Raw genomic sequence first — 19,617 nt, 5'->3', positions numbered from 1 at the left:
ACGGGAACGCAATGGCGGCCTGAGGATTTCCTGCGTCGACGGGAGTACCACCTTACGATGCCGACGACGCCGACCTACGCTTTCTCGCGCGATGCGGGGAACAACCGGCTTATCCTGCTGCTGCTTGCAATCGGCTTCGCCGCCGTGGTTGCGGCGGTTGCCGCCGTGGTCATCGTGCAGAGGAAGGCAGAGAGCGATGCCTACTGGGTGGAGCACACGCTGGACGTGGAAGCCTCGCTCAATCGCTTTGTCCGCCACGCCGAGCGGACCGAGACGGCCCGGCGCGGGATCATCATTGCACCCACCGAGACAACTTTCACGACCATCGCCGAGAAGGCCATCGCCGACGCGAATGCCGAACTGACGCGGCTCGAGGCTCTGGTGCTGGACAACTCGTCGCAAGTCCGGTCGGTCGAGGGCTTGCGCAAAGCTTTCGACAGGTATTCCAGACAGGCGCGCACCACCGAGGCGGAAGCCAAGCTGGGCATTCTCAAGGTGGAATCGCTCGACAGCGACGAGACCGTTGCCGCCATCCGCTACATCCGCGCTTACGTCGACGAGATGCTGGCTCGCGAGGACAAGCTGCTGCGCGAGCGGAATCAGGCGCAGGACAACACCCGCACCCTGCTTTCCGCAATGCTGGCGCTGTGCGCTGCGCTGGTGATCGGTGTCGCCATTGCGGCGGTCCAGATCATCCGTCGCAACATTGCCGAGATCGACGGCAACCGGCGTGAACTCCACCTGCTCAATCAGGAGCTCGAATCGCTGGTCGACGAGCGTACGGCCGAATTGCAGCGCGCCAACGCCGAAATCCAGCGCTTCGCCTACATCGTCAGCCATGACCTGCGCTCACCGCTGGTCAACGTCATGGGCTTTACCGCGGAGCTTGATGCGGCGCGCAAGGTCATCGGCGAACACGTGTTGAAGGATGGCGAGGAAGTGCCGCAACAGGTGCGTCTGGCGGTGGAGGAAGACCTGCCCGAGTCCATCGGCTTCATCCGTTCGTCCACGCAGAAGATGGACCGGCTGATCAACGCAATCCTGCGCCTTTCGCGCGAGGGCCGCCGTACCCTTGCCCCGGCGCGCGTGGCCATTGCCGAGGTGGTTCAATCCATTGTCGAGTCCCTGCAGCACCGCATCGACGAGACCGAAACGCGCGTGGAACTGGGCGAACTGCCCGTGGTCGAAACGGACCGGCTGGCGATCGAACAGATCCTGTCGAACCTGATCGAGAATGCGCTGAAGTACCTGCAACCGGGCCGCCCCGGCGAGATCCGCATTGCCGGCAGCACTGCGCACGGCCGCGCCATCATCACGGTGACCGACAACGGCCGTGGCATATCCGCCCGTGATCACGAGCGCATCTTCGATCTGTTCCGTCGATCGGGCATGCAGGACCAGCCGGGCGAAGGCATCGGTCTCGCCCATGTACGCGCGCTGGCCTATCGCTTGGGCGGGCTGGTCGAAGTATCATCAGAAGAAGGACAAGGTTCGACCTTCACGGTCAGCCTGCCGATCAAGTTTCAATCCGGAGTAGCCGATGCCTGATCAACTCGCCGTCAACATCGTCATGGTCGAGGATGACGAAGGTCATGCCCGGCTGATCGAAAAGAACATCCGCCGCGCCGGTATCTCGAACATGATCCATCATTTCACCGATGGCACCAGCGCGCTCGACTACCTGTGGAACGATCCGCACGGCCCGGCACACAATGGCCCCGCCCTTGTCCTGCTCGACCTCAACCTGCCGGACATGAGCGGGATCGACATCCTGTCCAAGATCAAGAGCGATCCGCATCTGCGGCGCACGCCGGTGGTGGTGCTGACCACGACAGACGACAAGGTGGAGATCCAGCGTTGCTACGACATGGGCTGCAACGTCTATATCACCAAGCCGGTCAACTACGAGAACTTCGCCGAGGCGATCCGCCAGCTCGGCCTGTTCCTCTCGGTCATCCAGGTGCCGGACGCCGAGGAGGCCCATTGAGCGCGGAACCCGTCCGCCTCCTTTATATCGATGACGATCCGGCGCTGCGCCGGCTGGTGCAACGTCGCCTCGGCACGCTGGGCTTCGAGATCACGCTGGCAGCCGACGGGCACGAGGGCCTTGCGGCGGCGCAGGGCGAAGATTTCGACGTGATCGCAGTGGATCACCACATGCCGGGCATGGACGGGTTGCAGACGCTTGAGCGGCTGCTTGAGCTGCCCTCGTGCCCGCCCGTCGTCTACGTCACCGGGGCCGATGACGGCCGCCTTGCCGCAGCGGCCTTGCGCGCTGGTGCTGACGACTATGTGGTCAAGTCGATCGGCGAGGACTTCATCGAGCTGCTGCGCTCGGCCTTCGCGCAGTCACTCGACAGAGTTCGGTTGCGCCGCGCCAAGGAGCAGGCCGAGCGTGACCTGATCGCCAGCAACGAGCGGCTCGGCGCCCTGCTGCGCGAGGTCAACCATCGCGTCGCCAACAACCTGCAGATGACGATGAGCTTCATCAACATGCAGGCTTCGGTCCTGCCCGAAGGCGAGGCGCGCAACGCGCTGCTGGCCTCGCAACAGCGCATCGGCGCCATCGCGCACGTCAACCGCCACCTCTATGCCACCGGCAATGTCGAGAGCGTGGCGCTGGACGAATATCTCGCCAATCTCGCCCGCGATCTGACCGAGACCTGGACGTCGCCACACGCCCCGCGCACCGTCGTGGCCCGGGCCGAGCCGATGGAATTGCAGACGGACAAGGCGGTCACCCTTGGCATCATCATTTGCGAACTCGTGGCAAATGCGTGCAAGTACGCCTACGACACTGATTGCGCGGGCGAAGTGCGGATCATCCTGTCGACCAGCGCGGATGGCCGCGTTCGTCTGACCGTGGAAGACGATGGTGCGGGGTTTGGCGAGAACGCCGAGACCAAGGGCACCGGCCTTGGGCAGCGACTGGTCAAGGCCATGGCGCGTGGCCTTGGCGCCTCGATCTGCGCGCAGAGTGCCAACCCCGGCTTTCGGGTCAGCCTCGAGTTCGATCCGGGCTGACCGTCCAGTCGCCAATCGCGCCTTCCATGGCGGCGTCGGCATAGGCTTCGAGTTCACGCCAGTGGCGATCCCAGCCGGGCCCGCGCTTTTCGGGCGGAATGATCGCTTCCACCTGCAGGCGGGCAACGGTGACCGGGTTCTTGGCGAGTTCGGGATCGGGCATCCGCCGCTCCTAGACGAGTGGCGCTGGCAGAAAAAGGGCCGGAGAGGTTTCCCTCCCCGGCCTTCTTTTTTATTGGCTTCGATCGTTGAAGATCAGCCGCCGTGAACCTGGGCAACGTCGATCTTGAGGCCGGGGCCCATCGACGAGGACAGGCCGACCTTGCGGACGTACTTGCCCTTGGCGCCAGCGGGCTTGGCCTTGACGACCGCATCGACGAAAGCGTCGAAGTTGGCGCGCAGCGCTTCGTCCGAGAACGAGAGCTTGCCGATGCCGCCGTGGATGATGCCGGCCTTTTCGACGCGGAATTCGATCTGACCGCTCTTGGCAGCCTTGACCGCATCGGCGACGTTCGGCGTGACGGTGCCAAGCTTCGGGTTCGGCATCAGGCCCTTGGGGCCCAGCACCTTGCCGAGGCGGCCGACGATGCCCATCATGTCGGGCGTCGCGATCACGCGGCCATAGTCGAGGTTGCCGTTCTGCATGTCCTCGAGCAGGTCTTCGGCGCCAACCTTGTCGGCACCAGCGGCGAGAGCGGCTTCAGCCTTGTCGCCACGGGCGAAAACGGCGACCTTGACGTCCTTGCCGGTGCCCGAGGGCAGCGTGACCATGCCGCGGACCATCTGGTCGGCGTGGCGCGGATCGACGCCGAGGTTCAGCGAAACTTCAAGGCTCTCGTCGAACTTGGCGCTCTTGAGGTCCTTGAGCAGCGCGATGGCTTCATCGATTGCGTAAAGCTTCTGGTTGTCGCCCAGCTTGGTGGTCAGGGCCTTCTGCTTCTTGGTCTGCTTGGCCATGGAATCAGCCCTCCACCACGGTGAGGCCCATCGCGCGCGCGGAGCCTTCGATGATCTTCGTTGCGGCGTCGATGTCGTTCGCGTTAAGGTCCTTCATCTTGGCCTGGGCGATTTCCGCCAGCTGCGAGCGCTTGATCGAACCGGCCGAAGCCTTGCCCGGGGTCTTCGAACCCGACTTGATGCCAGCGGCCTTCTTGATGAAGAAGGTGGCGGGCGGGGTCTTGGTCACGAAGGTGAACGAACGGTCCGCGTAAACCGTGATCACGGTCGGCAGCGGGGTGCCCTTCTCGACTTCCTGCGTTGCAGCGTTGAACTGCTTGCAGAATTCCATGATGTTAACGCCGCGCTGACCCAGCGCCGGACCGATCGGCGGAGCAGGCTTTGCTTCACCGGCTGCAACCTGCAGCTTGATATAGCCTTCAATCTTCTTGGCCACGATGGCCTCCTTTCTTCCTGTCGGCCCGCCTGTTGGAGCAAAGCCTCAGAGTGAGCGGTCAAACGTCCCGAAGGAACTCCCGCACGGAATCACTACCCTTTCAGGCAGCGAAGCGCGGGCCGATAAGACTATCGGCCCGCAAAAGCAAGTGTTGCCTGTAACCCTTGGCGGATCAGCCGCGAACCAGTTCGACTTCCTCGAAGCCCAGTTCCACCGGCGTTGCACGCCCGAAGATCGAAACCGAGACCTTAACGCGGCTCTTGTCGAAGTCCAGTTCCTCGACCACGCCGTTGAACGAGGCAAACGGACCTGCGTTGACCTTGACCTGATCACCGATCTCGTAATCGACCGAGACGTTCTTGCGTGGTTCGGCAGCGGCCTGCTCGCGCGCGCCGAAGTAGCGGGCGGCTTCCTTGTCGGAAATCGGCTGCGGCTTGTTGTTGGTGCCGAGGAAGCCGGTCACCTTCGGGGTGTTCTTGACGAGGTGGTAGATGTCGTCATTCATCGCCAGCTTGGCGAGAACGTAGCCCGGCATGAACTTGCGTTCGACCTGGACCTTCTTGCCGCGCTTGACTTCAGTGACGGTCTCGGTCGGCACCTCGACCGCTTCGACCAGCTGCGAAAGGCCGATACGCTCGGCTTCGGAGATGATCGCTTCCTTCACCTTGTTCTCGAAACCGGAATAGGCGTGAATGATGTACCAGCGGGCCATATCGTTTCTCTTGGTTCTTTAGGTGGTCAGGCAAGGGAGAGCAGGAAGCGGACGGCTGCGCTGAACAGCGAGTCGATGCCGAGGAAAAACACCGCGAGGATCAGCATCATGATGCCGACGAAGATCGCCGTGGTGGTGGTTTCCTGGCGGGTCGGCCAGACGACCTTGCGTGCTTCGGCCTTCACCTGATTGAAGAACTCGCCGGGGCTGGTCTTGGCCATTGCTCTGGTGCCTTGCTTGCTGCGGCAGAAGCCGCGTGGAATTTCGTTTCTTCCGGCTAGGGGTCATCGCCGCCCCGGACAAGTCCGGGAGGGGCTGGCGATTTTCCGATGTCGGAAGTTCCGTTCATTTAGTCCGCAAGGGCCCCGTTGGCAAGTGCAGCGATGGGGTGCGGTAATGGGATGGCCTGCTCCCAGCCGCGGGCGACCCGAGCCACGGGCAGGAACGCAGCCACCTGTGCCCCGTTGAACGCCTGCACGAAAACGGGGCGCAAGATGGGGCGAAAGGAACGAGAACCATGAAAAAGATCATTCTCCCGCTGGTGGCTCTTGCCATGGCCAGCACTGCGCAGGCCCAGAGTGGGCAGGCCCAGAGCGGCCAGACCAAGACCGAAAGCTCGGTCAACACCGGTGCGCAGGTTTCGACCGGCAACGGCGCGGTCAATGCCAATACCGGTGTCGGCGCAGACGTGAGCACGACAGCCACCACGCAGCGCGATGCGACAACGAAAGGGATCGGTGGAGATGTTTCCACCACCGTCCAGACCCGCAACGAGGTTCGCGCAGACACGCGGGCAGCAGATCGCGCAGAACGCAAGGCCGCAACAACCGCTGAGCGCACCAAGCGCAAGGCCGAAGCTACCGCAGAGCAAACCCGTCGCGCGGCAGAGCGGGCGACTGGTCGCGTGAAAGACCGCGCCACTGGCACGATCGACGACGTGGCGACCTCGGGCGCAGTCGATGCGGCCGTCTCGGGCCGGGGTTCGCTGGGCGGCAGCCTGGGACAGACCAGTGCTGGCGCTGCCGGGTCGCTGCAGGGCGCCGTAGCCGGCGGTGCGTTGGGCGGCCAGCGTCGCAAATAACCCCCAGCCTCAAAACGGCATGGAAAGGGCGGGCCAGAGACGGCTCGCCCTTTTTCGTGCCGGTTTCGTCGGCTCATCGGACATTGCCACTGGCGTTGCGCAGTCGCGGTGCTAGCATCCTGCCACTCTCAAGCGAACCAGACGCGTGAGACGACTGGGGCGGGCGCTTAGGCGTTCCGCCTCTTTTTTCGATTGCGGCAAACGGCCTGACGCATCCTGTATGGCTGCACAGTGACCGCCAGTACTTCGCGCTGTCTTCAAGGTGATTCGCGGCGCCGAACCTCGCCTTGGTGGCGAGTGGCAGGAGTGGAGGGACTCGAACCCACGGCCCTCGGTTTTGGAGACCGATGCTCTACCAACTGAGCTACACTCCTGTGCTCTGAGCGGCCCCTTAAAGACTTGACGGCGGGAGCGCAACCGACCGAAACACATTATTGAAGATTATGGCCCGCAACGATCCCCATGCCATCCCGCCCGAGCTTCTGCTCAAGGCCTATCGTGCCGGGATTTTCCCGATGGCGGACAGTCGCGACGATCCCGAAGTCTTCTGGGTGGAGCCGCGAATGCGGGCGATTCTGCCGCTTGAGGGGTTCCATCTTTCGAAATCCCTGGCCCGCACGTTGCGGCGCGGCAAGTTCACCGTGACCTGCAATGCCGCGTTCGAAGCGGTGATCGACGCCTGCGCCGCGCCCCGCCCCGGTGCCGAGGAAAGCTGGATCAGCGCGCGGATTCGCGAAAGCTACATCGGGCTTCACGAGCATGGCCACGCTCATTCGATCGAATGCTGGAGCGAAGGACGGCTGGTCGGCGGGCTCTATGGTGTCGGATTCGCGCGCGTGTTCTGTGGCGAATCGATGTTCAGCCGCCAGACCGATGCCTCGAAGGTCGCACTGGCCTGGCTGGTTGCGTCGCTGCGGGCGGTTGGCGCGGAATTGCTCGACTGCCAGTTCACCACGACTCACCTGGCGTCACTGGGTGCAATCGAGATCCCGCAAAGCCAGTATCTGCAACTGCTGTCGCAGGCTCAGCGGCCTTATTCCCCGGCCGAAGTTGCTGCGGGTCGCGCACTTGTCGCAGCAGTTGGCGAAGGACTGGGGGCAGGCTTTCGAGCGGGACCGGGCGCAGGATCGGGCGAAGCCGCCGCGCTGGCATTGCCGCTGGGCTTTGCCGCACTGCGCGCCGAAGCGACCGGCTCTTCCTCGCCGGGGAAGGTCATCGCGCAGTCCTTGACCCATACGTCATAAACGGGGTGCTCGACCACGCTCAACGACGGGGCGTTCCGGAACAACCAGCCTGAAAACACCTTGCGCCAGGCCAGTGGCTGATCGGTGCTCGCCCGCTCTTCGACGAACAGCTGGACGAAAGCGCCGGTCTCGGGCGGATCTTCCCACGGCGCGGTCTTCTCGCACGTGGCGAGCTTGACGATGGCATTGCCGATCCGCCGCGATTCGCCGCTCTTGAGGACAACGTCCTGCGTGATGTTGTTGCGCTTGTTGAGAAAGCCGAGCGTTGCCACGCGATCCTTGATCGGTGTGCCGAATTCGCTTTCGATCGCCGCTCCCGAAGCCGTGGCAATCGCCGCACCGCTCTCGGTCGCCTCGGGTGGCGGCGGAGGAGCCTTCTCGCCGCATCCGGCCAGCATGAGCACGCCCGCAAGGACGAGCGCCCGGGTTGCCGGCGATGCGTCCGATGGCATCAGGCTTCCGGAACCCAGGCTTCGTAGTCGCCGGTTGCGGCGGCACGCTTGCCGCCACGCTCCAGCGCGCCCTGCGGACGGTAGGCCTGGACAGTGCCGGTGGCGTTCGGAGTGTATTCCGCCTCCCAGATGCGGGCAGGCGGCAGGTTGCTTTCAGGCACACCGTCAAACGAGCCGTGCAGCCAGCCATGCCATTCGGCAGGCACGCGGCTGGCATCGTTGGCGCCGTTATAGATCACCCACCGACGTTCACGCCCGGCAAAGGGGTGGCCCTTGGGAAAGGGCTTCTTCGCGCGGAAATATGCGTTTCCTTGCGCGTCGGTGCCCACCTGCTCACCATTCAGTGCGCTGAACAGCATGGTGGTGACGGTGGCGCCATTCCACCATGTGAAGATCTTGCCGAGGATGCTCATGCTACCTGCCTTGGATATTACGGCGCGCTTAGCCGCTGATGGGGGAGTCGGCAAGCGCGTTGATGCCGCTGCGCTTATCTTACCAGTCAACCCTGTTCACCATTCAACCCTGTTCACCATTCAACCTTGTCGCCCGGCTTGATGCCGAGCCTTGCCGCCAGCCCGCCGTTGATTTCCAGCACGGCCAGCGTCGGCCCGTCCGCAGGGAGCGGGGTTTCGTCATAAGGCCTGGCATTGGCCGCGATGTTGAGGATGCGGCGATCGAGGCCGACGAAGATGATGTCGAGCGGAATCACCGTGTTGCGCATCCAGAACGACGCAATATCCGGCGGATTGCGCAGAAAGATCATGCCTTCGTCATCGCCGATCTCGGTTCGGAACATCAGCCCCTTGGCCTGTTCGGCAGACGTGCGCGCGACTTCCGACCTGAATACGTGCGCCCCGTTGCCGCTGGTCACCGTCACCGGCGTGATCTGGAGGCCCGAGACCGGATGAACCGCCGCCGTTGCGGCCTGGGGCTGGGCCTTCGCCCCGGCGTCGGCCGCACCCGGCGAGCATCCTGCTATCAACGCAAGGGCAGAAAGGACGGCTAGTCTAGTCAGCTGCTTCATCGATCCACTCTTCCAGAGCTTCGGGGCTGGATGCATTCACCACCTCGCGCGCATAGGCAAGGGGTGTCCTGCCCTTAGCATGGCTGCGACCTGCTTCTCGCGCTGTGCCGGGTCAAGCCCGCCGCCCCCGCCAAACGGGCCGAAGCGCCGCTTCCGCGCCATGACGAGTGCCGCCCGGCGCCGCTCGGCATCGCTGCCCCGCGCCTCCTCACGCAGGGTTTCGGCAATTCCCGCCGCGCCCAGCGCCTGGTCGATCCGCCGCGCCCCATAGCCCCGCCGCAGCAGGCTTTGCGCCTTGCCGCGGGCGAATCCGGCATCGTCGACGTAGCCGAGTGCGACGAATCGGCTGACGATCGCGTGAATATCCGCCTCGCCTTCCCCCTCCCATCCCCGTTCGCGCAGCTTTCGCCTAAGGTAGTCGGAAAGCTTGCCCGCGCTGGTGGCAAAGCGCGCGACATAGGCCAGCGCCAGCTCGTCAAGCCGCGCGGCGTCGAGCGGTCTCGGCGGCTTCCTTTCGCGGCGGTTGCCACGGCCATCAGGGGAATTGCGGTCCATCCGCCACATTCGTGCCACAGTCCCTGCTAAATGAGAACGTCCGTACCGTGGTGGCGTTGTTTTCGCGTCACGGACCAGTAATGGGCCGTTCGAGCTAATGGACCGTTCATCGGCGGGTCTGCACAGGCCCGCAGGACGAATGAAGAGAACATCGGGGTATCGCATGACTGTTTCGAACGCTGTCGCTGACAAGGCGATTCTCGTTCCCACACCCAATATCGACGTGCAGCCACGTCGCTATGCGGACTTCGATACCTTCTGCGATGCGCTGGACCATGCGGCCAAGGGCAAGCTCGGGTTCAACTTCCACGATCCGCGCGGCACGCTCTCGCGCGTCTATCCCTATTCCGAACTGCGCGAGGACGCGCTGGTGGCTGCACGCCGCCTGTTGGCGCTGGGCGTAGCTCCCGGCGATCGCGTTGCCCTGGTGGCCGAAACCGGCCCCGATTTCGCGGCAATCTTCTGCGGCGCGATGTATGCCGGCGCCTGGCCGGTGCCGCTGCCTCTGCCGACCAGCTTTGGCGGCAAGGAAAGCTATATCGACCAGCTCGCCGTCCAGCTGGCCAGCTCGGACCCGAAGATGCTGGTCTATCCCGGCGAGATTGCCGAGATGGCTGGCGCTGCTGCCGCGCGCCAGGGCTGCGCCGGTCTTTCGTGGGACGAATTCCATGCGGGCGATCAGTCCGACGCGGCCCTGCCCACGCCTGATCCTGATGCGATCAGCTACCTGCAGTATTCCAGCGGCTCGACCCGCTTTCCGCACGGGGTCGCCGTCACGCACCGCGCGCTGCTGGCAAACCTTGCCGGCCACTCGCACGGCATGAAGATCGCCGATCCGGATCGTGCGGTTTCGTGGCTGCCGTGGTATCACGACATGGGCCTGGTCGGCTGCTTCCTCTCGCCGATCGCCAACAGCGTCTCGGTCGATTACCTCAAGACCGAGGATTTCGCCCGCCGCCCGCTGGCCTGGCTTGATCTGATCAGCCGCAACAAGGGCACCACGCTCTCCTATTCGCCCACCTTCGGCTACGACATCTGCGCCCGCCGCATCTCCAGCCAGACCCACGTCGCGGACCGTTTCGACCTGTCGCGCTGGCGCGTTGCCGGCAACGGCGCCGACATGATCCGCCCCGACGTGATGCAGAACTTCGTCAACGCCTTTGCCGAAGCCGGCTTCAAGGCCGAAGCCTTCCTGCCGAGCTACGGCCTTGCCGAGGCAACGCTGGCCGTGACCATCATGCCGCCGGGCGAAGGCATCCGCGTCGAACTGGTCGAGGAAGAGCGTCTCTCGGGCACGCCGCGCGATCTTTCGCGCCCGGCCCGCTACCGCGCCATGGTCAACTGCGGCGTGCCCGTGCTCGGCATGGAAGTGGCAATCCGGGGCGAGAGCGGCAACGAGCTTTCGCACCACCACATCGGCAAGGTGTGGTGCCGCGGCTCCTCGGTCATGCACTCCTACTTCCGCGACCCGGAAGCGACCGACGCCTGCATGGTCGATGGCTGGCTGGATACCGGCGACATGGGCTACGTCGATGAAAAGGGCTACCTGTTCATCGTCGGCCGCGCCAAGGACATGATCATCATCAACGGCAAGAACCACTGGCCGCAGGACATCGAGTGGGCCGTGGAACAGCTTCCCGGCTTCCACCAGGGCGATATCGCTGCCTTCTCGGTCGAGACCGAAAATGGCGAGGAAGCGCCTGCCGTTCTGGTGCATTGCCGCGTTTCCGACCCGGTCGAGCGGGTGAAGCTGCGCGACCAGATCCGCGACAAGGTGCGTTCGATCACCGGCATGAACTGCGTGGTCGAACTCGTGCCGCCGCGCACACTGCCCCGCACCAGCTCGGGCAAGCTCAGCCGCGCGAAGGCCAAGAAGCTCTACCTTGCCGGAGAGATCGCGCCTTACCAGCTCGCCGCCTGATTGTTCCGATCCGAAACGATTGCCCGACTCAAAGGCTTGACGAAATTGTCATCTTCCGATTCCCTGTGCTGCGGGGAATTTGGGAGAGGGTTTATGGCAACGGCAAACACGCCGGTCGATGACACACCGCACGAACTTTCGGGGGTTGTCGTCGGCTGGAAACATCGCGCCTTCGCACGCAACATCCATCTGACCGTGCAGTCGAGCAAGAATCCCCGGCCCATACCGGGAGCGATCGACACGCACCACCTGCTGATGACGCGCAACCAGGCCTTGCTGCTCGCCAATTACCTGATGCGCCTAAGCGGCCAGGAGATCCCGCCAAGGCGGCCGCGCACGCTGTGGGAGAGGTTGTTCGGCTGAACCCTCTTTTTGCCGCTTCCCTAAGCGCGCGATTAAAGTCACTCTGCGCCCGGAACTCCACATAGAACGGAGCCGGGAGAGGACATGCGTTTCACCAACTTTCGCCGCGCCCTGGCCGCCAGTGCGTCAGTGCTGCTCGTTGCAGGCCCAGCCTGGGCCGACGCACCGACCGGCGCCACCCGAAAGGCCAACGTCACGGCGCTGGCAGATCTGCCGATGGCCGACCGACAGGACTTCGATTTCGCCACCCGCGGATTCGTGGCGACGCTCAAGGACCCGGTGATCCGCGATGCCGCGGGCAAGCCGGTGTGGGACACCGCCGCCTTTGCCTTTGCCAGTGGCCCTGCGCCTGCCACCGTGAACCCCAGTTTGTGGCGCCATGCCCAGGTTCTCGGCAAGGCCGGCCTGTTCAAGGTCACCGACCGCATCTGGCAGGTGCGCGGGTTCGATGTCGCCAACGTGACTTTCGTGCGTGGAGACAAGGGCTGGATCGTCATCGATCCGCTGACCGCGACCGAGACAGCGGCCGCTGCCTATGCGCTGATTTCCGAGAAGGTGGCGAGACTCCCCGTCACTGCAATGATCTACACCCACAGCCACGTCGATCATTTCGGCGGCGCAGGCGCGTTCACCTCGGTAATGGCCAAGGACGCGCCGATCATTGCCCCGCAGGGTTTCACCCGCGCCGCCGTCAGCGAGAACGTGATCGCCGGGCCCGCCATGGGGCGCCGCGCGTCCTACCAGTTCGGCCTTGGCCTACCCAAGGGCCCGGAAGGTTCGATGGGCTCAGGGATCGGCATGGGCGTGGCGGCGGGCGGCCGCAGCCTGATCCCGCCGACCCGCGAGATTGGCGAAACCGGCACCGAACTCATGCTCGATGGCGTGCGGGTACGCTTCCAGATCACGCCCGGAACCGAGGCACCTGCCGAGATGAATTTCGGCTTCCCCGACTGGAAGGTTGCCGACCTTGCCGAGAACGCCAACGTCACCCAGCACAACATCCTGACGCCGCGCGGCGCTGTGATCCGCGATGCCAAGGCCTGGGCGCAAGGGCTGACCGAGGCGATCGACTTTTTCGCAGGCTCCGAAGTGCTGATCACCAGCCATGGCTGGCCGCGTTTCGGCGCGAGCGAGATCACCGAATATCTCGCCAAGCACCGCGACGCCTATGCCTACCTTCATGACCAGACGGTGCGGCTGATGAACAAGGGTCTGACCGGGCCGGAAATCGCCGCGCAGTTGACGCTGCCCCCGGCGCTGGCGGCAAAGTGGTACGACCGGCCTTATTACGGCTCCTACAGCTTCAATGCCCGCGCCGTGTATCAGTTCTATATGGGCTGGTACGATGGCAACCCCGTCCACCTCGCTCCCCTGCCCCCGGAACAGGGCGGCAGGCGCTATGTCGAGGCACTGGGCGGCGCAGAGCGGGTGCGGGCCCTGGCCGAGGAAGCGTTTGCCAGGGGCGATTATGCCTGGACGGCAGAATTGCTCGACAAGGTCATCTTCGCCGATGGCAATGATGCTGCGGCAAAGAGCCTGCTTGCCCGCACCTATCGCCAGCTCGCTTACCAGAGCGAGAACGCCTTGTGGCGCAACATGTATCTCACCGGTGCGACAGAACTGGAGAAGGGCGTCACCGCCACCGATCCTACCGGCGGTGCGGCCCTGATCAGCCAGCTCCCCCCGTCAGACCTGTTCGAGGTCCTCGCGGTGCGGCTCGATCCGGCCAAGGCCGGTGACGGGTCTGCGTCACTTGGGTTCGTTTTTCCTGACAAGGACCAGGACTGGACGGTGACGATCGCCAATGGTGTCCTCGTCCACCGCAAGGGCCTGCGCGATGGCCGGCAGGCGACGCTTACCGTCCGCTACGCAGACCTGCTGTCAGCCTTGTTTGCGGGCCAGCCGCTGGCTGCAAAAGTTGCCTCGGGCGAGGTGAAGATCGAAGGGGACCCGGCTGCCTTTGCTCGCCTGATCGGCTGGCTCGACAAGCCGGACCCCGCCTTCGCTATCGTGACGCCCTGAGAGGCAAACTCAGTTCGGCTTCTTGAGGTAGGCGATCACATTGGCGCGGTCTGCTGCGTTGGGCAGGCCGGCGAACGCCATCGAAGTGCCGGGAACCAGCGCCGACGGGCGCGTCAGCCACTTGTCGAGCGTGGCCTCATCCCACTTGAGCTTGGCCTTCTGCATCGCCGCGGAATACTTGAAGCCCGGAGCCGCCGCTGCCTTTCGCCCGACAACGCCCGCAAGGTTCGGGCCCATCTTGGCACCAGCGCCCGGCTGCACGGCATGGCAGGCAACACAGCGCATGAAAATCTTCTTGCCCGCAACCGGATCGCCCTTGGCCTGAGCAAAGGCGGTTCCGCCCGCCAGCGCCGAGGCGGCCAGTCCTGCCACGATCATCGCACCTATCATCTTCTTCATCGATACACCCTGTTCAGTTCCAGAAGCCGCCAGAGCCGCAAGGCTCGAACGCACGAAGAGAATTCCGCAACCGCGCTTTATCGCGGCTGAACGCGAACGCGCTATATCAATAAGGGCAGCGCTGCAAAAAGGGTGGCGATGGGCTAGGGTCCTCCCATGGAGTCCCTGTCTGCCCCGCACGCGCGCCCCTTGCCCCAGGGCTTCGTTGAACGTCTTTCGGCCCACTTTGGCCCGCAATGCCAGACGAGCGAAGCGATCCGAGCCCAGCATGGCGCCAGCGAATCGCAGTATCCTACCGTTCTTCCCGATGCCGTGGTCTTTGCCCGGTCAACGCAGGACGTGGTCGATTGCGTAAACCTGTGCCGCGAAGCCGGCGTGGCGATCGTGCCCTATGGCGCCGGCACATCGCTGGAAGGCCACACCCTGCCCCTTGCAGGCGGAGTCAGTCTCGACCTGACGCCGATGGACGCGGTGCTGACCGTGAACCATGCCGATTTCGACTGCACGGTGCAGCCGGGAATCCGGCGCGAAGCGCTCAATGCGCACCTGCGCGACAGCGGACTGTTCTTCCCGATCGATCCGGGCGCCAACGCCACGATCGGCGGCATGGCCTCGACCCGCGCGTCTGGCACCAACGCGGTGCGCTATGGCACGATGCGCGAGGCTGTTCTGGGGCTGGAGGTGGTGACGCCGCAGGGCAAGGTCATCCGTACCGGCAAGCGCGCCAAGAAGTCCGCCGCCGGGTACGACCTCACCCGGCTGTATATCGGTGCGGAAGGTACGCTCGGCGTCATCACCGGCATCACCCTGCGGCTCCACCCGGTGCCAGAAGCGATCATGGCCGCGACCTGCCCGTTCGAGACGCTGTCCGGCGCGATCGAAACCGTGGTGCAGGCCTTCCATTGCGGCGTGCCCATGGCGCGGATCGAATTGCTCGATGCCATGCAGGTCCGCGCGGTCAACTTGCGCAGCAAGCTGGGACTGCCCGAGGCGCCGACGCTGTTCTTCGAATTTCACGGCACGCCTGCCGGCGTTGCCGAGCAGGTCGAGACGGTCAAGGCACTGGCTTCGGCCAACGGCGGTGGCGCATTCCAGTGGGCGACGCTCGCCGAAGACCGCAATCGCCTGTGGCGCGCACGGCACGAATCCTATTACGCCGCCGTCAACCTGCGGCCCGGTGCGATCGGCCTGACGACCGACGTCTGCGTGCCGATGAGCCGGCTGGCCGAATGCATCCTTGCCACCCGCGCCGATCTCGACACCTGCAGCGTGCCGGCCACGATCCTGGGTCACGTCGGGGATGGCAACTTCCACCTCGTCTTCTCGATCGACCCGAATGCACCGCATGAGATGGCAGAGGTGGAAAAGGTCAACCACCGCATGGTCGCCCGGGCGCTCGCCATGGACGGCACCTGCACTGGCGAGCACGGCGTCGGGATCGGCAAGCAGCAGTGCCTTGTCGATGAACTGGGCGAGGACGCCGTCGACATCATGCGCACGCTCAAGCAGGCGCTGGACCCGGGCAATATCTTCAACCCGGGGAAGATTTTCCGGAGTTGAATCTCAGGCCAGAATACGGGCCTCTTATACCAAGCTGCGTCATCCCGGCGCAGGCTGGGATCCATCTCGCTGCCCTCCCGACGAGCGGTAGTGGGCCCCGGCCTTCGCCGGGGCGACGTTCACTCGGTGTGCCGTAGCAAAGTACCCCGACTCACTCCATTTCGAGGATGATGGCGTCCACGGCCAGGCTGTCGCCGGCCTTGGCGTTGACCGTCTTGACCTTGCCCGCCTTCTCGGCGCGCAGGATGTTCTCCATCTTCATCGCTTCGACCACGGCCAGCGGCTGACCTGCCTCGACCGTATCGCCCTCGCCCACGTTGAGTGACACAAGCAGACCCGGCATCGGGCAGATCAGGAACTTCGAAAGATCCGGCGGGATCTTTTCGATCATGTGCTTGGTCAAGTGCGCGATGCGCGCAGGGAGCACCTGCACATCGTGGATCGCGCCGCGCGTGGTCAGCTTGAAACCCGCTCGCGTGGTCTCGACTTTCACCGACAGCGGCTTGTCGTCGACCTCACAGTGCACCATCCGGTCGCCCGGCGTATATTCCAGCGCAATGTCGATGGCTTTGCCGTCAACGCTGATCTCGTCCTCGGTGAGCGTAACGTTGAACACATCGCCGCCGATCTTCACCGCCCATTCCGAGGGCGGGTCAAGGTCATGGCCAAGCTGGTTGTCCACCTGCCGCGCCCGGTCCGACCGGGCCGTTGCCAGGAAAGCCGCCAGCGCCGCCAGCGACTGCTTCAGCTCGTCCGAAGTCGCCGCGCCGTGGAACCCATCCGGGTATTCCTCGGCGATGAAGCCCGTGGTCAGCTCGCCCGAACGGAAGCGCGGGTGCTGCATGATGGCGTTGACGAAGTCGATGTTGTGGCCAAGCCCCTCGATCTCGAAAGCGTCCAATGCCTCGATCTGCTTGTCCGCCGCCTCATCGCGGGTCCGCCCCCAAGTGATCAACTTGGCGATCATCGGGTCATAGAACATCGAAACTTCGCCGCCTTCGTAGACGCCATCGTCCACGCGCACGCCATTGACGCCGCGACGGCCATTGGCCTGTCCGTCATCGGTCCAACCCGCGAGCGGCGGGTTGTAGCGGATCAGGCGCCCCGTCGAAGGCAGGAAGCCGCGATAGGGGTCTTCGGCATAGACGCGGTTCTCGATCGCCCAGCCATCGATCTTCACGTCGTCCTGAGTCATCGCCAACTTTTCGCCATAGGCGACGCGGATCATCTGCTCGACCAGGTCGACGCCGGTGATCGCCTCGGTGACGGGGTGTTCCACCTGCAGGCGGGTGTTCATTTCGAGGAAGTAGAAGCTTTCACCGCTCGGGTCCGCGCCCGAAACGATCAGTTCCACCGTACCTGCCGAGTAATAGCCCACCGCGCGGGCCAGCGCGACGCACTGCTCGCCCATCGCCTTGCGCATCTTCGGGGTCACGAACGGCGAAGGCGCTTCTTCGACCACCTTCTGGTGGCGGCGCTGGATCGAGCATTCGCGCTCGTTGAGGTAGAGAATGTTGCCGTGCTTGTCGCCGAGGATCTGGATCTCGATGTGGCGCGGGTTGAGGATGAACTTCTCGATGAACACGCGGTCATCGCCGAACGAGTTCAGCCCCTCGCGCTTCACCGCCTCGAAGCCCTCGCGCACGTCTTTCTCGCTGTAGGCCAGGCGCATGCCCTTGCCGCCACCGCCGGCCGAGGCCTTCATCATCACCGGATAGCCGATCTCGTCCGAGATGCGCACGGCATGCTCGGTATCCTCGATCTCGCCGACGAAGCCGGGGACGACGTTGACACCGGCTTCCTTGGCGAGCTTCTTGGACTCGATCTTGTCGCCCATCGCCGCAATCGCGCCGACAGGTGGGCCGATGAACGCGATATTCTCTGCCGCCAGTGCCTCGGCAAACGACGTGCGCTCCGACAGGAAGCCATAGCCCGGATGCACCGCTTCGGCGCCAGTCTGCTTGCACGCCGCAATGATCTTGTCGGCAATCAGGTACGACTGTGCGGCAGGGGCCGGCCCGATGTGCACGGCTTCATCTGCCATCTGTACGAACGGCGCCCGCGCATCCGCATCGGAATAGACCGCGACGGTCTGGATACCCATGCGACGCGCCGTCTTGATCACACGGCAGGCAATTTCGCCACGGTTGGCGATGAGGATTTTCTTGAACATCAGTCCCTGTCTTTCGTCACACGCCTCGCGGCGAAAATACCAATCGCAATCAACAAGATCAGACTTCCCGGAAACATCAGGAAGCGGATCAATCCATCGTTTTCGCAGCCCGTGCCGTCAGCGTTCGGGGCACAATCGCCCATTGCCGCCCCGACCAGAAGGAAAGCCACGAAAGCACACCCGATCAGACCAAGCAGAAAACACCCAACCTTGCGGAAGGGACTTGAATCAGCCTCATCGGAAAAGCTCACTCAGCCCATTCCTCTTCATTCGTCACCCCGGGCTTGACCCGGGGTCCCGCTTCGCTCGCAATCTCGCAAAAGGCAGCGGGGCCGCGGGTCAAGCCCAGGGCGACGGGGAAGAGGCAAGGCGAAGCTGCCAAAATCACACCAGCTCCAGCGCTTGCGCCAGATCGGCGACGATGTCGTCGATGTGTTCGATGCCCACTGACACGCGCACCGTGTCCGGCCCCGCGCCTGCGGCCACCAGTTCTTCCTCGCCCAGCTGGCTGTGCGTGGTCGAGGCGGGGTGGATGATGAGTGAGCGGGTGTCGCCGATGTTGGCGAGGTGGCTGAACAGCTTGACCGATTGGACCAGCTTCACGCCCGCATCGTGCCCGCCCTTCACGCCGAAGGTGAACACCGCCCCGCCCTTGCCGCCGAGATACCGCTTCGCCAGCTGGTGATAGGGGTCTTCCGGCAGGCCCGCATAGCTGACCCACGCAATCTTGGGATGGTTCTGCAGCCACTGCGCCAGATGAAGCGCATTGCTGCAATGCCGCTCCATGCGCAGCGCCAGCGTTTCCATCCCGGTCAACGTCAGGAACGCATTCATCGGCGCCATCGACGGCCCGAGATCGCGCAGGCCGAGCACGCGGCAGCCGATGATGAAGGCAATGGGGCCGACGGGCTTCAATGCCTCGGTCAGCACCGCGCCATGATAGCTCGGGTTGGGCTGGGTGAGCGAGGGGAACTTGTCGCTCGCCGCCCAGTCGAACTTGCCCGAATCCACGATCAGCCCGCCGATGGAATTGCCGTGGCCGTTGAGGAACTTCGTGCACGAATGGACGACGATGTCCGCGCCATGTTCGATCGGGCGGCACAAAGCGGGGCTGGCCATCGTGTTGTCGACGATCAGCGGCACGCCTGCGGCATGGGCGACCTCGGCAATCGCCGCGATGTCCTGCACCACGCCACCGGGATTGGCGAGGCTTTCGATGAACACGCCGCGCGTCTTGTCGGTGATCGCGGCGGCAACGGCGGCGGGATCGTCGGCATCGACGAACACGGCCTTCCAGCCGAACTTGGCAAAGCTGTGCGCGAACTGGTTGAGCGTGCCCCCATACAGCTTCTTGGCCGCGACGATCTCGCAGCCCGGCTCCATCAGGGTGTGGAACACGATGAACTGCGCGGCATGGCCCGACGCCACGCCCAGCGCTCCAACGCCGCCTTCCAGCGCCGCGATCTTGGCTTCGAGCGCGGCGTTGGTCGGGTTCATGATGCGCGTGTAGATGTTGCCGAATTCGGCCAGCGAAAACAGGTTCGCGGCGTGCTCAGCACTGTCGAACACGTAGCTGGCCGTCTGGTAGATCGGCGTGATCCGCGCCTTGGTCGTCGGATCGGGCTCGCACCCGGCGTGGACCGACAGCGTCTCAAGCTTCTGTGTCATCGCATCTCTCCCGTTATACGGCGCGG

At 64.2% G+C, this 19,617-nt stretch carries 21 protein-coding genes, 1 tRNA gene and 1 pseudogene; 9 read left to right on the top strand and 14 right to left on the bottom strand.

Annotation, left to right across the window (positions count from 1 at the left end; genetic code table 11):
• Window positions 1-57: 57 nt before the first annotated feature.
• From C7W88_RS08400 to C7W88_RS08390, 3 genes are read left to right on the top strand one after another with little or no spacing between them, the layout of a single operon-like run.
• The gene (locus tag C7W88_RS08400) at window positions 58-1,548 is read left to right on the top strand and encodes an ATP-binding protein (protein WP_118073202.1); all 1,491 of its coding nucleotides are present in this window, start codon (window positions 58-60) and stop codon (window positions 1,546-1,548) included.
• Complete coding sequence (locus C7W88_RS08395; RefSeq protein WP_118073201.1) at window positions 1,541-1,987, top strand: response regulator; 447 nt, start codon at window positions 1,541-1,543, stop codon at window positions 1,985-1,987. The genes C7W88_RS08400 and C7W88_RS08395 overlap by 8 nt, the downstream gene beginning before the upstream one ends.
• Complete coding sequence (locus tag C7W88_RS08390; protein WP_118073200.1) at window positions 1,984-3,024, top strand: sensor histidine kinase; 1,041 nt, start codon at window positions 1,984-1,986, stop codon at window positions 3,022-3,024. Before C7W88_RS08395 ends, C7W88_RS08390 begins: the two co-directional genes overlap by 4 nt.
• Here the strand turns inward: C7W88_RS08390 and C7W88_RS08385 are convergent.
• From C7W88_RS08385 to secE, 5 genes are all read right to left on the bottom strand, one after another.
• Window positions 2,999-3,187: a hypothetical protein gene (locus tag C7W88_RS08385; protein ID WP_118073199.1), complete on the bottom strand. Its 189-nt coding sequence runs from the start codon at window positions 3,185-3,187 to the stop codon at window positions 2,999-3,001. The genes C7W88_RS08390 and C7W88_RS08385 overlap by 26 nt on opposite strands.
• 92 nt (window positions 3,188-3,279) lie before the next feature.
• Window positions 3,280-3,981: a 50S ribosomal protein L1 gene (rplA, locus tag C7W88_RS08380; protein WP_118073198.1), complete on the bottom strand. Its 702-nt coding sequence runs from the start codon at window positions 3,979-3,981 to the stop codon at window positions 3,280-3,282.
• A 4-nt stretch (window positions 3,982-3,985) separates the two neighbouring features.
• The gene (gene rplK / locus C7W88_RS08375) at window positions 3,986-4,417 is read right to left on the bottom strand and encodes a 50S ribosomal protein L11 (RefSeq protein WP_039331852.1); all 432 of its coding nucleotides are present in this window, start codon (window positions 4,415-4,417) and stop codon (window positions 3,986-3,988) included.
• A 172-nt stretch (window positions 4,418-4,589) separates the two neighbouring features.
• Window positions 4,590-5,129, bottom strand: a complete 540-nt coding sequence (gene nusG / locus C7W88_RS08370) for a transcription termination/antitermination protein NusG (RefSeq protein WP_039331850.1) — start codon at window positions 5,127-5,129, stop codon at window positions 4,590-4,592.
• 26 nt (window positions 5,130-5,155) lie between these two features.
• Window positions 5,156-5,350: a preprotein translocase subunit SecE gene (secE, locus tag C7W88_RS08365; protein ID WP_118073197.1), complete on the bottom strand. Its 195-nt coding sequence runs from the start codon at window positions 5,348-5,350 to the stop codon at window positions 5,156-5,158.
• Between the two features lie 296 nt (window positions 5,351-5,646).
• On the opposite strand from secE, the gene C7W88_RS08360 reads away from it, so the two are divergent.
• Complete coding sequence (locus C7W88_RS08360; protein WP_118073196.1) at window positions 5,647-6,210, top strand: hypothetical protein; 564 nt, start codon at window positions 5,647-5,649, stop codon at window positions 6,208-6,210.
• A gap of 298 nt (window positions 6,211-6,508) precedes the next feature.
• On the opposite strand, the gene C7W88_RS08355 is transcribed toward C7W88_RS08360, so the two are convergent.
• Window positions 6,509-6,584: transfer RNA gene (locus tag C7W88_RS08355), tRNA-Trp, on the bottom strand.
• A 69-nt stretch (window positions 6,585-6,653) separates the two neighbouring features.
• On the opposite strand from C7W88_RS08355, the gene aat reads away from it, so the two are divergent.
• Entirely contained in the window at window positions 6,654-7,454 is an 801-nt protein-coding gene (aat, locus tag C7W88_RS08350) for a leucyl/phenylalanyl-tRNA--protein transferase (RefSeq protein ID WP_118073195.1), read from the top strand.
• A 35-nt stretch (window positions 7,455-7,489) separates the two neighbouring features.
• Here the strand turns inward: aat and C7W88_RS08345 are convergent.
• The 4 genes and pseudogenes from C7W88_RS08345 to C7W88_RS08330 form a co-directional block, all read right to left on the bottom strand.
• Window positions 7,490-7,852: pseudogene (locus tag C7W88_RS08345) on the bottom strand (DUF2155 domain-containing protein); the annotation flags it as partial.
• A gap of 53 nt (window positions 7,853-7,905) precedes the next feature.
• Window positions 7,906-8,319, bottom strand: coding sequence for an NADH:ubiquinone oxidoreductase subunit NDUFA12 (locus C7W88_RS08340; protein ID WP_118073194.1), 414 nt, complete (start codon window positions 8,317-8,319; stop codon window positions 7,906-7,908).
• 113 nt (window positions 8,320-8,432) lie between these two features.
• The gene (locus tag C7W88_RS08335) at window positions 8,433-8,930 is read right to left on the bottom strand and encodes a DUF192 domain-containing protein (RefSeq protein ID WP_118073193.1); all 498 of its coding nucleotides are present in this window, start codon (window positions 8,928-8,930) and stop codon (window positions 8,433-8,435) included.
• Window positions 8,931-8,966: 36 nt separating this feature from the next.
• Entirely contained in the window at window positions 8,967-9,485 is a 519-nt protein-coding gene (locus C7W88_RS08330; protein ID WP_370073218.1) for a regulatory protein RecX, read from the bottom strand.
• 163 nt (window positions 9,486-9,648) lie between these two features.
• Between C7W88_RS08330 and C7W88_RS08325 the strand changes: the two genes are divergently transcribed.
• The 3 genes from C7W88_RS08325 (at window position 9,649) to C7W88_RS08315 (ending at window position 13,791) form a co-directional block, all read left to right on the top strand.
• Window positions 9,649-11,406, top strand: coding sequence for a fatty acyl-AMP ligase (locus C7W88_RS08325; protein WP_118073192.1), 1,758 nt, complete (start codon window positions 9,649-9,651; stop codon window positions 11,404-11,406).
• Between the two features lie 93 nt (window positions 11,407-11,499).
• The gene (locus tag C7W88_RS08320) at window positions 11,500-11,769 is read left to right on the top strand and encodes a hypothetical protein (RefSeq protein ID WP_118073191.1); all 270 of its coding nucleotides are present in this window, start codon (window positions 11,500-11,502) and stop codon (window positions 11,767-11,769) included.
• Window positions 11,770-11,853: 84 nt separating this feature from the next.
• A complete protein-coding gene (locus C7W88_RS08315; RefSeq protein WP_118073190.1) occupies window positions 11,854-13,791 on the top strand; it encodes an alkyl/aryl-sulfatase in 1,938 nt (645 codons plus the stop codon).
• 9 nt (window positions 13,792-13,800) lie between these two features.
• On the opposite strand, the gene C7W88_RS08310 is transcribed toward C7W88_RS08315, so the two are convergent.
• On the bottom strand, window positions 13,801-14,190 hold the full coding sequence (locus tag C7W88_RS08310) for a cytochrome c family protein (RefSeq protein WP_370073217.1): 390 nt from the start codon (window positions 14,188-14,190) through the stop codon (window positions 13,801-13,803).
• Window positions 14,191-14,346: 156 nt separating this feature from the next.
• Here C7W88_RS08310 and C7W88_RS08305 point away from each other — a divergent pair, with 156 nt between their 5' ends.
• Window positions 14,347-15,750 carry an FAD-binding oxidoreductase gene (locus tag C7W88_RS08305; RefSeq protein ID WP_118073189.1) on the top strand — a complete coding sequence of 468 codons (1,404 nt, stop codon included), beginning with the start codon at window positions 14,347-14,349 and terminating at the stop codon, window positions 15,748-15,750.
• A 151-nt stretch (window positions 15,751-15,901) separates the two neighbouring features.
• Here C7W88_RS08305 and C7W88_RS08300 read toward each other — a convergent pair whose 3' ends face one another.
• The 3 genes from C7W88_RS08300 to C7W88_RS08295 form a co-directional block, all read right to left on the bottom strand.
• Entirely contained in the window at window positions 15,902-17,923 is a 2,022-nt protein-coding gene (locus tag C7W88_RS08300) for an acetyl/propionyl/methylcrotonyl-CoA carboxylase subunit alpha (RefSeq protein WP_118073188.1), read from the bottom strand.
• Window positions 17,923-18,174, bottom strand: coding sequence for a DUF898 domain-containing protein (locus tag C7W88_RS22605; protein WP_162895961.1), 252 nt, complete (start codon window positions 18,172-18,174; stop codon window positions 17,923-17,925). Before C7W88_RS22605 ends, C7W88_RS08300 begins: the two co-directional genes overlap by 1 nt.
• 133 nt (window positions 18,175-18,307) lie before the next feature.
• Window positions 18,308-19,591 (bottom strand): O-acetylhomoserine aminocarboxypropyltransferase, encoded by a 1,284-nt coding sequence (locus C7W88_RS08295; RefSeq protein WP_118073187.1) that lies wholly within the window; start codon window positions 19,589-19,591, stop codon window positions 18,308-18,310.
• Window positions 19,592-19,617: the final 26 nt, after the last annotated feature.

Origin of the sequence: Novosphingobium sp. THN1, assembly GCF_003454795.1 — a bacterium.
Lineage (GTDB): Bacteria > Pseudomonadota > Alphaproteobacteria > Sphingomonadales > Sphingomonadaceae > Novosphingobium.
Note: the sequence above shows the minus strand (reverse complement) of the source record. Positions and strands in the feature narration are given on the sequence as shown.

What these genes read in the sequence shown, in the direction of transcription:
- rplA (WP_118073198.1), bottom strand. Translation starts at nt 3,981, where the DNA reads ATGGCCAAGCAGACCAAGAAGCAGAAGGCCCTGACCACCAAGCTGGGC.
- C7W88_RS08400 (WP_118073202.1), top strand. Translation starts at nt 58, where the DNA reads ATGCCGACGACGCCGACCTACGCTTTCTCGCGCGATGCGGGGAACAAC.
- C7W88_RS08310 (WP_370073217.1), bottom strand. Translation starts at nt 14,190, where the DNA reads ATGAAGAAGATGATAGGTGCGATGATCGTGGCAGGACTGGCCGCCTCG.
- C7W88_RS08315 (WP_118073190.1), top strand. Translation starts at nt 11,854, where the DNA reads ATGCGTTTCACCAACTTTCGCCGCGCCCTGGCCGCCAGTGCGTCAGTG.
- C7W88_RS08300 (WP_118073188.1), bottom strand. Translation starts at nt 17,923, where the DNA reads ATGTTCAAGAAAATCCTCATCGCCAACCGTGGCGAAATTGCCTGCCGT.
- C7W88_RS08395 (WP_118073201.1), top strand. Translation starts at nt 1,541, where the DNA reads ATGCCTGATCAACTCGCCGTCAACATCGTCATGGTCGAGGATGACGAA.
- C7W88_RS08335 (WP_118073193.1), bottom strand. Translation starts at nt 8,930, where the DNA reads ATGAAGCAGCTGACTAGACTAGCCGTCCTTTCTGCCCTTGCGTTGATA.
- C7W88_RS08305 (WP_118073189.1), top strand. Translation starts at nt 14,347, where the DNA reads ATGGAGTCCCTGTCTGCCCCGCACGCGCGCCCCTTGCCCCAGGGCTTC.
- C7W88_RS08320 (WP_118073191.1), top strand. Translation starts at nt 11,500, where the DNA reads ATGGCAACGGCAAACACGCCGGTCGATGACACACCGCACGAACTTTCG.
- C7W88_RS08340 (WP_118073194.1), bottom strand. Translation starts at nt 8,319, where the DNA reads ATGAGCATCCTCGGCAAGATCTTCACATGGTGGAATGGCGCCACCGTC.
- secE (WP_118073197.1), bottom strand. Translation starts at nt 5,350, where the DNA reads ATGGCCAAGACCAGCCCCGGCGAGTTCTTCAATCAGGTGAAGGCCGAA.
- C7W88_RS08360 (WP_118073196.1), top strand. Translation starts at nt 5,647, where the DNA reads ATGAAAAAGATCATTCTCCCGCTGGTGGCTCTTGCCATGGCCAGCACT.
- aat (WP_118073195.1), top strand. Translation starts at nt 6,654, where the DNA reads ATGGCCCGCAACGATCCCCATGCCATCCCGCCCGAGCTTCTGCTCAAG.
- C7W88_RS08385 (WP_118073199.1), bottom strand. Translation starts at nt 3,187, where the DNA reads ATGCCCGATCCCGAACTCGCCAAGAACCCGGTCACCGTTGCCCGCCTG.
- nusG (WP_039331850.1), bottom strand. Translation starts at nt 5,129, where the DNA reads ATGGCCCGCTGGTACATCATTCACGCCTATTCCGGTTTCGAGAACAAG.
- C7W88_RS08330 (WP_370073218.1), bottom strand. Translation starts at nt 9,485, where the DNA reads ATGGACCGCAATTCCCCTGATGGCCGTGGCAACCGCCGCGAAAGGAAG.
- C7W88_RS08295 (WP_118073187.1), bottom strand. Translation starts at nt 19,591, where the DNA reads ATGACACAGAAGCTTGAGACGCTGTCGGTCCACGCCGGGTGCGAGCCC.
- C7W88_RS08325 (WP_118073192.1), top strand. Translation starts at nt 9,649, where the DNA reads ATGACTGTTTCGAACGCTGTCGCTGACAAGGCGATTCTCGTTCCCACA.